General features: G+C 75.1%; 11 protein-coding genes. 10 read left to right on the top strand and 1 reads right to left on the bottom strand.

What is annotated here, in order from left to right:
* Window positions 1–16: 16 nt before the first annotated feature.
* The 8 genes from ACZ4SF_RS01540 (at window position 17) to ACZ4SF_RS01505 (ending at window position 10,052) form a co-directional block, all read left to right on the top strand.
* On the top strand, window positions 17–1,192 hold the full coding sequence (locus ACZ4SF_RS01540) for a glycosyltransferase (protein WP_468376685.1): 1,176 nt from the start codon (window positions 17–19) through the stop codon (window positions 1,190–1,192).
* Entirely contained in the window at window positions 1,189–2,610 is a 1,422-nt protein-coding gene (locus tag ACZ4SF_RS01535; protein ID WP_468376682.1) for a sugar transferase, read from the top strand. The genes ACZ4SF_RS01540 and ACZ4SF_RS01535 overlap by 4 nt, the downstream gene beginning before the upstream one ends.
* A gap of 3 nt (window positions 2,611–2,613) precedes the next feature.
* Window positions 2,614–3,975, top strand: a complete 1,362-nt coding sequence (locus tag ACZ4SF_RS01530; protein ID WP_468376680.1) for an O-antigen ligase family protein — start codon at window positions 2,614–2,616, stop codon at window positions 3,973–3,975.
* Window positions 3,976–4,309: 334 nt separating this feature from the next.
* On the top strand, window positions 4,310–6,373 hold the full coding sequence (murJ, locus tag ACZ4SF_RS01525) for a murein biosynthesis integral membrane protein MurJ (protein WP_468378264.1): 2,064 nt from the start codon (window positions 4,310–4,312) through the stop codon (window positions 6,371–6,373).
* Complete coding sequence (locus tag ACZ4SF_RS01520) at window positions 6,357–7,118, top strand: polysaccharide deacetylase family protein (RefSeq protein ID WP_468376677.1); 762 nt, start codon at window positions 6,357–6,359, stop codon at window positions 7,116–7,118. The genes murJ and ACZ4SF_RS01520 overlap by 17 nt, the downstream gene beginning before the upstream one ends.
* Window positions 7,115–8,281, top strand: a complete 1,167-nt coding sequence (locus ACZ4SF_RS01515; RefSeq protein ID WP_468376674.1) for a glycosyltransferase — start codon at window positions 7,115–7,117, stop codon at window positions 8,279–8,281. Before ACZ4SF_RS01520 ends, ACZ4SF_RS01515 begins: the two co-directional genes overlap by 4 nt.
* Window positions 8,278–8,931 carry a YveK family protein gene (locus ACZ4SF_RS01510; protein ID WP_468376671.1) on the top strand — a complete coding sequence of 218 codons (654 nt, stop codon included), beginning with the start codon at window positions 8,278–8,280 and terminating at the stop codon, window positions 8,929–8,931. Before ACZ4SF_RS01515 ends, ACZ4SF_RS01510 begins: the two co-directional genes overlap by 4 nt.
* Entirely contained in the window at window positions 8,928–10,052 is a 1,125-nt protein-coding gene (locus ACZ4SF_RS01505) for a GNAT family N-acetyltransferase (RefSeq protein ID WP_468376668.1), read from the top strand. The genes ACZ4SF_RS01510 and ACZ4SF_RS01505 overlap by 4 nt, the downstream gene beginning before the upstream one ends.
* Here ACZ4SF_RS01505 and ACZ4SF_RS01500 read toward each other — a convergent pair.
* On the bottom strand, window positions 10,049–11,404 hold the full coding sequence (locus ACZ4SF_RS01500) for a glycoside hydrolase family 26 protein (RefSeq protein WP_468376665.1): 1,356 nt from the start codon (window positions 11,402–11,404) through the stop codon (window positions 10,049–10,051). The genes ACZ4SF_RS01505 and ACZ4SF_RS01500 overlap by 4 nt on opposite strands.
* A gap of 181 nt (window positions 11,405–11,585) precedes the next feature.
* Here ACZ4SF_RS01500 and ACZ4SF_RS01495 point away from each other — a divergent pair, with 181 nt between their 5' ends.
* Window positions 11,586–12,869, top strand: a complete 1,284-nt coding sequence (locus ACZ4SF_RS01495; protein WP_468376662.1) for a carboxylate--amine ligase — start codon at window positions 11,586–11,588, stop codon at window positions 12,867–12,869.
* On the top strand, window positions 12,869–14,125 hold the full coding sequence (locus ACZ4SF_RS01490) for an FAD-dependent oxidoreductase (RefSeq protein ID WP_468378262.1): 1,257 nt from the start codon (window positions 12,869–12,871) through the stop codon (window positions 14,123–14,125). The genes ACZ4SF_RS01495 and ACZ4SF_RS01490 overlap by 1 nt, the downstream gene beginning before the upstream one ends.
* Window positions 14,126–14,204 lie beyond the last annotated feature (79 nt).

The following is a 14,204-nucleotide window of genomic DNA, read 5'->3' as shown; positions in this document are numbered from 1 at the left end:
GCGAGGTAATCCGCGAATGCACCAGTCAGCAGCCGACCCTCTGCCCCGGGTCCTGCACCTCGCGCAACCCGTCGACGGCGGTGTCGCCCGGGTCGTGCTCGACCTGGCTCGGGCCCAGCTCACGGCCGGTCTGCAGGTCACGGCGGCCTGCCCCGGCGGCGCACTGGCCGCGGGCCTGCGAGAGCTGGGCGCCGACGTACGCGACTGGCAGGCGGGCCGCTCACCGGGGCCCGCGCTGCCCGGCGAGGTACGACGGCTCGCACAACTGATCGAGGAGGTACGGCCCGCACTGGTGCACGCACACAGCGCCAAGGCGGGACTGGCCGCCCGGCTCGCCGTCCGGGGCCGCATCCCGACCGTCTTCCAGCCGCACGCCTGGTCCTTCGAGGCGGTCGGCTCACTCACCGCGGCGCTCGCGCTGCGCTGGGAGCGGTGGGGGGCGCGCTGGGCCGACCGAGTGGTGTGCGTCAGCGAGGCAGAGCGCACGAGAGGGCTGCGCGCTGGAGTACGCGCCGTGTACACCGTCATCCCGAACGGCATCGACACGGCACACTTCGCACCGGCGCCGTCTCCGGCACCGCAGCCCGCCGAAGCAACCCGCCCCCTCGTCGTCTGCGTGGGCCGCCTCTGCCGCCAGAAGGGCCAGGACGTACTGCTGCGCGCCTGGCACGACGTGCTCGGCGCGCTGCCGCAGGCCCGGCTCGTGCTGGTCGGCGACGGCCCCGACCGCGCGGCCCTGGAGCAACAGGCGCACCCCTCCGTGGAGTTCGCCGGCGCGGTCGACGACGTCGTGCCCTGGTACCGGGCCGCCGATCTGGTGGTGCTGCCCTCGCGCTGGGAGGGCATGGCGCTCTCCCCGCTGGAGGCGCTGGGCTGTGGCCGGCCCGTGGTGCTCACCGACGTCGACGGCGCCCGCGAGAGTCTGCCGGCCGCCCACGCCGCGCGCTGCCTGGTGCCGCCGGAGGACCCCGTGGCGCTGGCCGGGGCGGTCACCGGGCTGCTGTCCGACCGGCCGTCGCTCGCGGCGCTCGGCGACCAGGGGCGCCGGCATGTCCTGGCCACGCACGACGTGCGGCACACCGCCGAGCGGGTCGCGGCGCTCTACCGCGAGCTTCTCGACCGTGCCCCCGCGGCGCACACAGAAACAGCCCAGCCCGTGCCCTCCGAGTGCAGGGAGTCCATCCACTCGTGACTGCGGAAAGTACCGTCCCCTCCCCCGGCGCGCAGCCATGGGACTCCGGTTTCTCGCCCGTCTCGGTCCTGCCGGCCCGCGCCGCCGGCGGCTTCCGGTTCCCGCTGCGGCGCCCGCCCGCTCGGCCCGCCTCGCCACTGCCCCTGCTCGCCGCCGATCTGCTCGCCGCGCTGGTGGGCGCGGTCTCGCTGGAGGGGGCCGCCCACCGGCCGGTGCTGGTCGCCGTGCTGGTGTCCGGTGCGCTGCTGCTGCGTCCGCCCTCCGCGCGGCCGGTACCCGGTGTGCTCGACGAACTGCCCCTGGTGTGCGGGCGCATCGCGGTGGCCTGGCTGGGCGTCGCCGCGTTGCTCGCCGCCTGCGAACCGCAACGCGCCCTCACCGTCCCGGCTCTGCTGCTCGGCTGGGCGCTGCACGCGGCGGCGGCCTGTGCCGGCCGGGGCGCTGTGCACTGGCGGCGCCGGGTGGCGGCGGTGCGCCGCCCCCGTACCGCCCTGGTGATCGGGTCCGCCGCGACCGCGCAGCGCGTGGCGTCCGCCCTGCTCAGGCATCCGCGCTGCGGGGTGCGGCCGGTGGGCGTGGTCGCCGAACACCCGGAGGGCGCCGGCGGACTGCCGGTGCTGACCACCGGCGAGGAGGTGGAGCGGGCGCTGATCCAGAACGGGGTGCGGGTCGTGCTCACCGTGCACCCGGCCGTGCGCACCGAGAAGGGGCCACTGCTGCGGGCGCTCGCCGAGTCGGGCTGCACGTTGTGGGAGGTGGACGCGGACACTCCGGCGTACGAGCTGCGCGACCAGCTCGCCGGGTTCGCCGTACGCCGGCTCGACCTGGGCTCGCGGCGGCGTGGCAGTGCCGGCAAGCGGCTGCTGGACGTGCTGGTGTCCGGCACGCTGCTGGTGCTGGCCAGCCCGGTGCTGCTGGTCTGCGCGGCGGCGCTGCGGCTCACCGACGGGCCCGGGGTGGTCTTCCGGCAGGAGCGCATCGGCAAGGACGGCCGCCCCTTCACGCTGCTGAAGTTCCGCACCCACCGCCCGGTCGACGAGCACGAGGCGGCCACCCGGTGGAGCGTGGCCGGGGAGCGGCAGATGAGCCCCTTCTGCCGGTTCCTGCGGCAGACCTCGCTGGACGAGCTGCTCCAGCTGTGGAACGTCTTCTGGGGCGACATGAGCCTGGTCGGCCCGCGCCCGGAACGCCCCTACTTCGTCGCCCAGTTCAGCAAGGCCTACCCGGGCTACGCGGCCCGCCACCGCATGCACACCGGGATCACCGGGCTCGCCCAGATCAACGGGCTGCGCGGCGACACGTCCATCGAGGACCGGGCCCGCTTCGACAACGCCTACATCGACAACTGGTCGCTGTGGCAGGACGTCTGCATCCTGCTGCGCACCGCCGCCGCGCTCGTGCGTTCCACGGGGAGCTGACCGATGGCCCTCGCTCTGCCGCTCCGCCACCCCGCCCGGCTCTCTCCGGTGCTGCCGGTCGTGGCCGTGGTCGCGCTGCTCGCGCTGCCGGTCGCCCCCGGCGGCGACGGCGGCGCCGGCCCCGCCGATGCGCTGTCCGCGCTGGTCGTCGTCTTCTGCGCGGTACGCCAGCTGCGCGCGCGCCGCCGCCCGCTCGGCCGGACCGCCGCGGTGATCCTCGGTCTGCCGGTGACCGGCCTCGCGCTCGCCGCCGTGCACGCGGTCTCGCCGGGCGCCGGGATCACCGGTCTGGGCCGCTACCTCCAGATCTTCGTCCTGGTCCCGTCCGCCGTCGTGCTCCTCGTCCGCGGCCGGGCCGACTTCCGGCTGCTGGCCTGGTCGTTCGTGGGCCTCGCGGGCTGGCAGGGGGCGATCGGCGTGCACCAGTACGTCACCGGGACCGGTGCCTCCTACCAGGGCGAGGACATCCGGGCGGTCGGCACCTTCGGGCCGACCGACGTGATGGGCATGGCGACCGTGGTGGCGTTCGGGCTGGTGTGCGCGGTGGGTCTGGCGCTCGGCCGCCGGGCCGCGCGGGAACGCGCGATCGCCGCCTGCTGTGCGCTCGCCCTGACGGTCCCCCTCGCCCTGTCCTTCAGCCGGGGTGCCTGGATCGCCACCGCGCTCACGCTCACCGTCCAGCTGGTGCTGGCCGGGCTGCGCCGGGCGGTCAAGGTCGCGGCGGTCGTGGTGGCCGCGGGCGTGGTGCTGGTGGGCGGACTCGGGGTGGGTACGGCGATGCTGCAGGAGCGGATGGACAGCATCACCCAGGTCACCGACGCGCCCGACCAGTCGGTCACCGACCGGTACACGATGTGGGCGGCGGCCACCGACATGTGGCGCGACCGGCCGCTGACCGGCGTCGGTCTGAAGGGTTTCCCGGACTACCGCGACGGACACGCCTCGCTCGCACTGTCCTCGGGCAGCGACACCGAGGGCGCGGGCGCGGCCTACCGCCGGCAGCCGCTGCTCTCCCCGCACAACATGTACCTGCTGGTGCTGAGCGAGCAGGGCCTGATCGGGCTGCTGTGCCTGGCGGGCGGCTGGCTCGCCCTGCTGGTCCGCGCCCTGCGCGGCCTGTGGCGGACCCGCGCGGCCGGCGGCCGGGGCCTGGACTGCGCTCTGGTCTCCTGCGGGCTGCTGGTGTGGCAGCTCGTGGACTTCGCGTACGCCGACATCGGCGGCCCGTCCACCGTGCTGACGGCCGTGTGCTTCGGCCTGATCGCTTGGTGGGCGCTGGTGGGCGGCGACCGCACCGGCGACGGCGAGCACACCGCCGCTCCGGCCGCGCAGGAAGCGGCGACCGGGGAGGCGGCCCTGCGATGAGGGTGACAACGCCCTGTACGTCCCGTGCCGTGGCGCGGAGCCGGAGGCCCGAACGATGACGAGTTTCCGAACCGGTGGTGTGCCGGGGCCGATGGTCCGTGCGGGTCAGGCATCGGCGGCGGACGCGGGGCCGGGGAACCAGACGCCGTCCGGCGCGGTTTCGCTGCCGGTGGCGCGTTCGGCCGTACCCGCCGCTCCCGGCGCGAAGCCGGCCGGCGCGGAGCCCTCCGGCACCAAGCCGCCCGGCACCAAGCCTTCCGGCGCCAAGCCGCCCGGCGCCAAGCCTTCCAGCGCGGAGCCTTCCAGCGCGGAGCCCTCCGGCGCCGGGCACGCCCTGCGGCCACCCGCGGCTCCCGGCCAGTGCATTCCGCCCGCACCGCCCGCGCCCCGTGGCCAGGACGCCCCGCCCACACCCTCCGCGGCCCTCGGTCAGGACACCCCGGCCACACCCCCCGAGGCCCTCGGCCAGGACACCCCGGCCACGCCCCCCGCGATCCTGATCCAAGACGTCCCGGCCGCGCCACCCGCGGCCCTCGGTCCACGCATCCCCGCCACACCATCCCCTCCCCCGGACCAAGACACCCCGGCCACACCACCACCGACCCTCGGTCAGGACACCCCCACCGCACCACCCCCGACCCCAGACCGCGACGTCCCGGCCGCACCATCCCCAACCCACAGCCAAGACACCCCCACCACACCACCCCCGACCCCAGACCGCGACGTCCCGGCCACCCCACCCCCGCCCCCCGGCCAGGACACCCCCACCGCACCACCGCCCACCCACAGCCACGGCACCCCGCCCACACCATCCCCGCCCGCCGAACAGGCCCCGCCCACCGGCCGGTTTCTCGCCAGGGCCACGCTGATCACCGCCGGGCTCTCGGTCGCGGCGGCGCTGCTCGGGCTGGTGCGGGATCAGTCGCTGGCCCGGCTGTTCGGGGCCGGGCAGGACACGGACGCCTTTCTGGTGGCCTGGACCGTGCCGGAGTTCGCGGCCACGCTGCTCATCGAGGACGGGCTGGCCTTCGCACTGATCCCGGCGTTCAGCAGGGCCCTGGCCCGCCGCGCCCAGGGCGCCCCCGGGGACCCCGTGCGGTCGCTGGTCACGGGCACCCTGCCACGGCTGGCGCTGGCGTTCGTGGCGGTCGGGGCGCTGCTCGCGCTGCTCGCGCCGCAGTTCGTCGGGGTGCTCGCGCCGGGCCTGCCCGACCAGGCCCTCGCCGTGGACTGCACCCGGCTCACCGCGACCTGTGTGCTCAGCTTCGGTCTCGCCGGGTACTGCAGCGCGGCCTTGCGGGCGCACCGCCGCTTCCTGGCGCCGGCCGCCATCTACATCGTCTACAACCTCGGCATCGTCACGGCGATGTACGCCCTCGGCGGCCACTGGGGAGTGCGGTCGGCGGCGGCCGGGGTAGCGGCGGGCGGCTGTCTGATGGTGCTGGTCCAGCTGCCCTCGCTGGTGGGGCAGTTGCGTCGCCGGAGGACCGGTGGCTCGGTCGCCAAGGACATCGCCGAGGCCCGGCCCCTGGACGTGCCGCTGCTGGCCACCGTGCTGCTGTTCGCGCTGTGCCGGCAGTCGCAGGTGCTGATCGAGCGGTTCCTCGCCTCCGGTCTGCCCGCCGGTGCCATCTCGCATCTCAACTACGCGCAGAAGGTCGCGCAGATCCCGATGACGCTGTCGATGATGCTGTGCACGGTCACCTTCCCGGTGGTCGCGCGGGCGCTGGCCGACGGTGACACCGAACGGGCCCGCAGCCGGGTGGAGCGGGATCTGGCGCTGGCGGCCTGCCTGGTGCTGCTCGGCACGGCCGCGGTCGTGGCGTGTGCCCCGCAGCTGATCGGGCTGCTGTTCCAGAGGGGCGCGTTCACGGCCGAGGACACCGCGGCGACCGCCGGGGTGATGCGGATCTACGCGCTCGGGCTGCTCGGCCAGACCCTGACCGGCGTCCTGGTCCGTTCCTACTTCTCGGCCGGCCGGGCCACCTGGTACCCGATGTCGGCGATGGCCGCGGGGATCGTCGCGACCTCCTGGGCCGGCGCCTGGACGGTCGGTCCCTGGGGAGTCACCGGGATCGCCGCCGCCAACGCCGCCGGCATCACCGTCACCGCCGTCCTGCTGCTCGCCGGCATGGGCAACCGCAGCGTGCCCATCCGGACCGGGTCGCTGCTGCGCGAGCTGAGCCGACCGCTGCGGGCGGCGGCGGTGGCCGCCGTGGCCGGCGGACTGGTGGCGCGCCTGACGTCGGGGCCGCTCGCCGGACTGGCCGCCGGCGGCGCCACGGTGACCGTGGTGTTCGTCCTGCTCGGCATGGCCCTGGGTGCCCAGGGCTTCGCACCCGCACTCCGTTCCGTCCGTACTCTCACCCGAAGGCTCGCCCATGCCGTCCTGCGTTGAGTCCCCGGCACCGGCCCGGACTCTCACCTCCGGCGCGGTCCCGTGGATCGCCATGTACCACTCGGTCGGCGACTGCTCCGACGATCCGTACCGCATCACGGTCACCCCGGGCCGGCTGGACAGACAGCTGCGCTGGCTGCGCCGGCGGGGGCTGCGCGGGGTGTCGGTGACCGAGCTGCTCGCCGCGCGGGCGCGGGGCGCGGGGCAGGATCTGGTGGGCGTCACCTTCGACGACGGGTACGCCGACTTCCTCGGGCACGCCCTGCCGCTGCTGGCCCGCTGGGAGTGCACCGCCACCCTGTTCGTGCTGCCCGGCCGGCTCGGCGGCGACAACGCGTGGGATCCGCTGGGCCCGCGCAAACCGCTGCTGACCGCCGAGGGTGTCCGGCAGGCCGCCGCCGCGGGCGTGGAGATCGGCTCGCACGGCCTCACCCATGTCGACCTCACCCGGGCCGACGACATCCTGCTGAAGGCCGAGACCGTGCAGAGCCGGGCCGCGCTGGAGGAGTTGACCGGCGCCCCGGTCACCGGCTTCTGCTATCCGTACGGCACCGTCGACCGGCGTGCCGTGGAGGCCGTACGGGCGGCCGGTTACGGCTACGCCTGTGCCATCGACCCCGGTGAGCTGAGCGGCCTGCACGTCCTGCCGCGCGTGCACGTGGGACAGAACGACACCACCGTACGCCTGTTCCTGAAGTACCGGCTGCACCGGCTGCGGCGGCGGCCCGTCGAGGGGCTGCGGTGAAGGTCCTGCACGTCATCACCGGGCTCGGGGTGGGCGGTGCGGAGCAACAACTGCGGCTGCTGCTGCGGCACCTGCCCGTCGACTGCGACGTGGTGACGCTGACCAACCCCGGCCCGGTGGCCGAGGGGCTGGCCGCCGACGGGGTGCGGGTGGCGCACCTCGGCATGGCCGGCAACCGGGACCTGGCCGCACTGCCCCGGCTGGCCCGGTTCATCCGGCGCGGCCGGTACGACCTCGTGCACACCCACCTGTACCGGGCCTGCCTGTACGGGCGGATCGCCGCCCGGCTGGCCGGGGTGCGCGCGGTCGTCGCCACCGAACACTCCCTCGGTGACTCGCAGATGGAGGGCCGGCCGCTCACGTCGGGGGTCCGCGCCCTGTATCTGATGGGTGAGCGGCTGGGCCGGTCCACCGTGGCCGTGTCTCCGACGGTCGCCGCCCGGCTCACCCGCTGGGGCGTGCCCGAGCCGCGCATCGCGGTCGTGCCCAACGGCATCGACCTGGCGCGGTTCGGCTTCGACCCGGCGTCCCGCCGGCGTACCCGGGCCCTGCTGGGGCTGCCCGAGGAGGCGTTCGTCGTCGGCGGCGTCGGCCGGCTCGTCCCCGGCAAACGCTTCGACGTCCTGATCGGCGCCCTCACCGGGCTGCCCGCCGACTGCAGGCTGCTGCTGGTCGGCGGCGGCCCGCAGGAGCCCGCGCTGCGACGGGCCGCGCAGCGGGCGGGGGTCGCCGGCCGGGTGCTGTTCGCGGGGGAGCGGCCTGGTCTGCCCGACGGCTCGTCCGGTCCCGCTCTGCCCGCGCTGGCCTCCGCGATGGACGTGCTGGCCGCCCCCTCCACCGAAGAGGCCTTCGGCCTCGCGGTCGTGGAGGCCCTCGCGGCCGGGCTGCCGGTGCGCTACACCTCCTGCCCGGCCCTCCAGGACCTGCCGCCCGAGGCCGCCCCGGAGGCGCTGCGGGTCCCGTGCGACGCCGGTGCCTACGCCCGCGCGCTCGCCGCGGTCCGTGCCGCCGGGCCCGGCCCCCGGGCCGCTCCGGAGGCGGCCCGCCACTACTGCATCACCCGCAGCGCCGCCCGGCTCATGGACGTCTACGCGGCGGCGCTCTCCTGCACGGTCCCCAAGTCCCGATCCCCTCAGTCCCTCCAGGGAGTCAGCCCGTCATGACCGACAACCACGCCCCGCTCCGTACCTCCCGTCTCTCCCGTGCCCGCGCGCTGCCGCCCTGGTCCGTGGTGGCGGCCGGCGTCCTCGTGGGCGGGCTGCTCGGCGGCGGGTACGGCGTGCTGAAGCCGCCGGAGTACACGGCGACCAGCTATGTCGTCGCCGTCCCGACCGAGCGGTCCGACACCGCCACCGCGCTGGGCTTCGCGCAGGCCTACGGCCGGGTCGCCACCCAGGTCGCGGTGCTCGGCGACGCCCAGGTGTGGGCCAGGGTGCCGGTGTCCACCCTGCGCAGCAGCGTGCGCACGGCGACCTCGCCGGACGCCCCGATGGTGGCCGTCTCCGCGACCTCCGTCCGCCGGGCCGAGGCCGCCGACATGGCCAACGCGGTCGCCCGCGCCCTCACCCGGCACGCCAACGCGTCCAAGGCCGCCACCCACGTCGAACTGCTGCAGTTCTCGCGCGCGGCCAAGCCGGCCGAGCCCGCCTCGGCGCCCGCCGTGGTGACCGGACTGGTCGGGGCGAGCGCGGGTGGGCTGCTCGGCGCCCTCGCGCTGCTGGCCAGGCCGCGGCGCCGGCCGGAGGAGGAGACCGCCCGTCCTGCCTCCGTGCCCGGGCCCGCCGTCGCCGCCGACGCGCACGGACAGCTGTGAGCACGACGTTCACGGCGCGCACCGCACTCCCCGCCCTGAGCGCGGAACTCGTCACCGACGAGGACGCCTTCGCCGCTCTGGCCCCGGCGTGGGGACGGCTGTACGGGCGGTGCGCCGCCGCGACCCCGTTCCAGAGCCACGCCTGGCTGCACTCGTGGTGGCTGTCCTACGGCAGGCGGGGTCGGCTCAGGCTGCTGGTGGTACGGGCCGGCGGCGAGCTGGTGGCCGTCGCACCGCTGATGCTGGTCCTCCGGCCGCTGCCCGCACTGGTGCCGCTCGGCGGGGCGATCTCCGACTATGCGGACGTGCTCCTGGACGACGCCGACGACGGGCGGGCGGCCGGCGCCCTGGCCGAGGCGCTCGCGGACGCGGCCCGCACGGCGCTGGTCGATTTCCGCGAGGTGCGTCCGGGCGGCGCGGTGGAGCGGGTCTACGACCGCTGGCGCGGACCGCGCCGCACGATCCGCGACTCGGTGTGCCTGGAGCTGCCCGCCGTGCCCATGGACGAGCTGATCGCCCGGCTGTCGTCGAACAAGGCCGGCCAGCGGGTGCGGGCCAAGCTGCGCAGGCTGACCGTGCTGGGTGTGCAGCGGCAGGCGGTGGGTCCCCAGGAGGTGGACGCGGCGCTCGGCCGGCTGCTGGAGCTGCACCGGCTGCAGTGGGAGGGGCGGAAGGTGACGAGCGAGCACCTGCAGTCCCGGTTCCGTGAGCATCTGGTGCGGGCGGTGGGCCCGATGGTGCGCGCGGGCAATGCGGTGGTGACCGAGTTCCGGGTCGACGACGAGGTGGTGGCCGTCGATCTGACCCTGCTCTCGCGCAGTCTGGCCGGTGGCTACCTCTACGGCGCCCATCCGGATCTGCGCAGGCAGAAGGCGGATGTGGCGGTGATGCTGCTGGACGCATGCACCGAGTACTCCGGCGGCGGCGAGCGCACGCTGAGCCTGCTGCGGGGCGACGAGCCGTACAAGCAGCACTGGCGGCCCGAACGGGTCGTCAACCGGCGGATGCTCATGGCCCGGCGGCGCACCGCCCCACTGCTGACGGCCGCGCTGTGCGACGCGGCTGCCCGGCAGCGGGGCAAGGAGGTGCTGCACCGGTGGCGGGAACGCGGCCAGGACTAGCGGTCCCGCGACCACCAGTCGAAGCGGACGCAGAGCTTCCCGCCGAGCCAGTGCTCGACCCAGTCGCCCAGGTCCATCGGGGCGCAGTTGACCTGTGGCTCGGGCGTCGGCACGGGTGTGGGCGTCGGGGTGGGCGTCGGGGCCGTCGTGGCGGCCGGCGCCGGCTGCTCGGTGCGGCCGTACAGGGCAGCCCGGTAGACCTGCGACGCCCGCGGGTTGGCGGAGCACTGCCACACGCCGTGCGGGCAGTAGTCGGTCAGCGTGTTGTAGAGCGGTTTGTGCTCGCCGATCCAGGCGAGCATGCGCCGCATGTATTCGGCGTTGTCACCGTTGCGGAAGAGCCCCCATTCCGGATAGGAAATGGGTTTGCCGTGGCTTTTCGCGAAATCCACGTGCTGTTGGAGGCCGTAGGGTTCCTTGACCTGTTCGTCGAACGTCAGTCCACTCGGCTGGTCGTAGGAGTCCATTCCGATGATGTCGACCGTGGCGTCCCCCGGATAGCACTCGGTCCAGGGCACGGCGTCCCGGCCGCGGCTCGGCGTGAAGTCGAACCGGAATTTCTGGCCCGGCACCGAGCGCATGGTGGCGACGATCCTGTTCCAGTACGTCTTCCAGGCCTGAGGGTCCGGTCCGCAGCGATGGGTGTAGGTGGTGCCGTTCATCTCCCAGCCGAGCACGATCACCGTGTCCGGCACCTTCAGTTTCACCAGCCGTTCTGCCAGGGCCTTGAAGTGATGGTCGAACATGCCCGCCGCGGCCTGCCGCAGCAGCCACCGCACCTCGCTGTCCGGCACGTTCGCTTCGTTGCGTTCCTGCATCGGCACGTTGAGGACGAGTGTCCGGTCCGCCTTCTGGCGCCGCCACTGCGCCCATACGTCCAGGAAGCCGGGCGAGCCCTCGATGTCCCGCCAGCGGCCACCGGGCAGATAGGTGTGGGCGACCTTCAGCTCGGTGCCGCCGAGCCAGTGGCTCAGCTCGGCCATGCGTGCGACCCCGGGGGCCCCGGAGTCGAGGAAGGCGCCGAAGGGCGGCAGCGCCTTGGCGGGCGCGGGAATCGCGGGCGTCGTGGACGTCGTGGCCGTTGCGGAAGCCGTGCTCGCCGGTACCAGGGGCTTCGGTGTGACCGGTGGTGCGACCGAGGGCGTGACCGGAGGGGTCGCCTGCGGGCTCGCCTGCGGGGCGACCGTAGCCGTCGCCTGTGCCGGAGTGGCCGGGGCGGGCGCGGGAGGATCGGCGACCCGCACCACCCCTGCCGCGAATCCGGGACCTGTCGCCACGGCGACCGACGCGGCGACCCCCGCCGCGACCACGGTCAGCCGCCGGGGGCGGTCCCGCCGCTGCTGTGGAGCCATGCCTGCTCCTCTCTCCGCTCGACTGCTTTCTCGCGTTGCGTTCACCGGTGACAGAAACCGGATGACATGCGGCGCTATTGACACACAGTCATATCGGTATGAATTCCGCCAGTGCGATTACGGCTATCAGGTGGCCCGAACCCCCGCACGGGCGAACGGATCGAGAAAGAAGAAAAAACCCGTGTCGCTGCTGGACATCCGGGTCCCCGCGGTGCTGCTGCGGATCGACCGGAATCCCTTTCACCACGGCACCCTGGGTGCCGTGCGCTCGCTCGGCAGAGCCGGCGTCGAGGTCCACGTCGTCGCCGACTCCGCCGGAAGCCCGGTACGCACCTCGCGTTTCGTAGGGGAACTGCATCCCCCGCCGTCGCCGGGCGCGTCCCCGGACGACATCGCCGCCGTGCTGCGCCGGGTCTCGTCCCGGGTCGGCCGGCCCGCGGTGCTGGTCCCCCTGGACGACGCGAGCGCCATCGCGGCCGGCCGGCTGCGCGAAGAGCTGTCGCCCGCGTATCTGCTGCCGCAGCAGCCTGGTGAGCTGCCCGCGCGCGTGGCCGACAAGGCACAGCTGGCCGAGGTGTGCGCCACCACCGGCATCCCGCACCCGCCGACCCTGATCCCGGACAGCGCCGAGGACGCGGCGGCTGCCGCCTGGCGCCTCGGGCTGCCGGTGGTGGCCAAGTGGAGCCGGCCCTGGCTGCTGCCGGCCGGCAGCGGGCTGCGCTCGACCGTGCTGCTGCGCTCGGCACGGGAGGCGCGGGAGCTGTTCCTGCGCACCGGGGAGGCGGGCAGCCCACTGCTGCTCCAGGCGTTCCTGCCGCCCGGCCCGGACCGCGACTGGTTCTTCCACGGGTACGCCGACCGCAGCGGCGTCCTGCGCGCCGGCGGGCCCGGCCGCAAGCAGCTGGCCTGGCCGCGCGGGGCGGGACTGACCGCGGTCGGCCGGTGGACACCCAACCCGCAGGTGCAGGCGCCGGCCGAGCGGCTCACCGGCGAGCTGGGCTACCGGGGCATCTTCGACCTGGACTTCCGTCGCTGCGGCAGCACCGGCCGCTACCACCTGCTCGACTTCAACCCGCGCCCCGGCGCCCAGTTCCGGCTGTTCACCGACAGCGCCGGCCTGGACGTCGTACGCGCCCTGCATCTCGACCTGACACACCGTCCGCTGCCGGACGGGGTCCCGCTGCCGGGGCGGGAGTTCGTGGTCGAGAACTACGCACCGCTGGCCGCACTGCGCCCCGTGCCCGGCGGCCGTGAACTCGCCTGGCACGCGGCGGACGACCCGGCTCCGGGCCGGGCGATGTGGGCGCTGTGGGCCCGGCACGTGACGGGCCGGCTGACCGGCCGGCGGCGCCCCGGGCCGGCACCGACGACGGTCCCGGCACCCCGGCCCGGCCAGGTCCCCCGGGCCGGCACGCCGAGCCTGCCGCACGGCTTGACCGACGACGAGAAAGCGAGCAGATGCTGATGTACGACCTGCTGGTGGTGGGCGCCGGCCCGTACGGCCTGTCCATCGCGTCGCACGCCGCCGCGGCCGGCCTGAAGGTCCGCGTCCACGGGCGGCCCATGGCCTCCTGGCGGGACCACATGCCCAGCGGCATGTTCCTGAAGTCGGAGCCGTGGGCCTCCAACCTGTCGGACCCCGAGGGCCGCTGGCGGCTCGACGTCTTCTGTGCCTTCCGTGGCATGACGGCCCGGCACGCCGAGCCGATCCCGCTGGACGTGTTCGCCGAGTACGGCCTGTGGTTCGCCCGCAACGCCGTGCCCGGGGTGGACGAACGGACCCTGACCCGGGTGGCGCCGTGCACCGGCGGCTTCGAGGCCGTCACCGAGGACGGGGAGACGTGCACCGCGACGACGGTCGCACTGGCCGTGGGCGTACTGCCGTTCACCGAGACCCCGGCCGTCCTGCACGGCCTGCCGCCGCACCTGGTGTCCCACAGCAGCCACCACGCCGACCTCGACCGGTTCCGTGACCAGGACGTCACCGTGATCGGCGGTGGGCAGGCGGCCCTGGAGACGGCCGCGCTGCTCGCCGAACAGGGCACCCGGGTGCGGGTGCTGTCCCGCGCGGACCGGCTGTGCTGGAACGACGTACCCCCACCCTGGGAGCGCCCTTGGTGGCGCTCGGCCCGCTCCCCGCACAGTGCCCTCGGCCCCGGCTGGCGGAACTGGTTCTACGCCGAGCGGCCCGGTCTGTTCCGGCGGCTGCCGGAGCGCACCCGGACCCGGATCGCGGCCGCCGCGCTCGGGCCGGCCGGCGCCTGGTGGGTGCGCGAACGGGTGGAACGCCGGGTGGAACTGCTGCTCGGGCAGGAGGTGGAGACCGCCCATGAGGTGCCGGGCGGGCTGCGCCTGGAGATCGCGGCCCGGCGGGGTGGTCCGGCGGTGCTGGAGACCGGGCACGTCATCGCCGCGACCGGGTTCCGGGCCACCCGCGACCGGCTGCGGCTGCTCTCCCCCGACCTGCGTGCCCTGCTGGCGACGGGCACCGACGGGGCGCCGCAGGTGGGGCCGGAGTTCGAGTCGTCGTACCCCGGGCTGTTCCTGGCCGGCCTGATCACGGCCGCGGGCTTCGGTCCGGCGATGCGGTTCGTGCACGGCGCGACCTTCACGGCGGGCGCGCTGGTGCGCGGGGTACGACGGCGGCTGCGCACGGGCCCGGCCGACTGGCGAATCCCAGCCGGCCGCCGCGGCGAGATGCCGGAGGCGGTACGGCACTGAGGGGCCGGCGGCGCCAGGGGGGCCGGCGGCGGCGGGGGGGCCGGCGGCGCGGGGGGGCGCGGGGGCTGGCGGTGCCGGC

This window comes from Streptomyces sp. NPDC027663 (genome assembly GCF_055566415.1).
The sequence above is the reverse complement of the archived record's forward strand: the minus strand, read 5'-3'. Positions and strand labels throughout refer to the sequence as shown.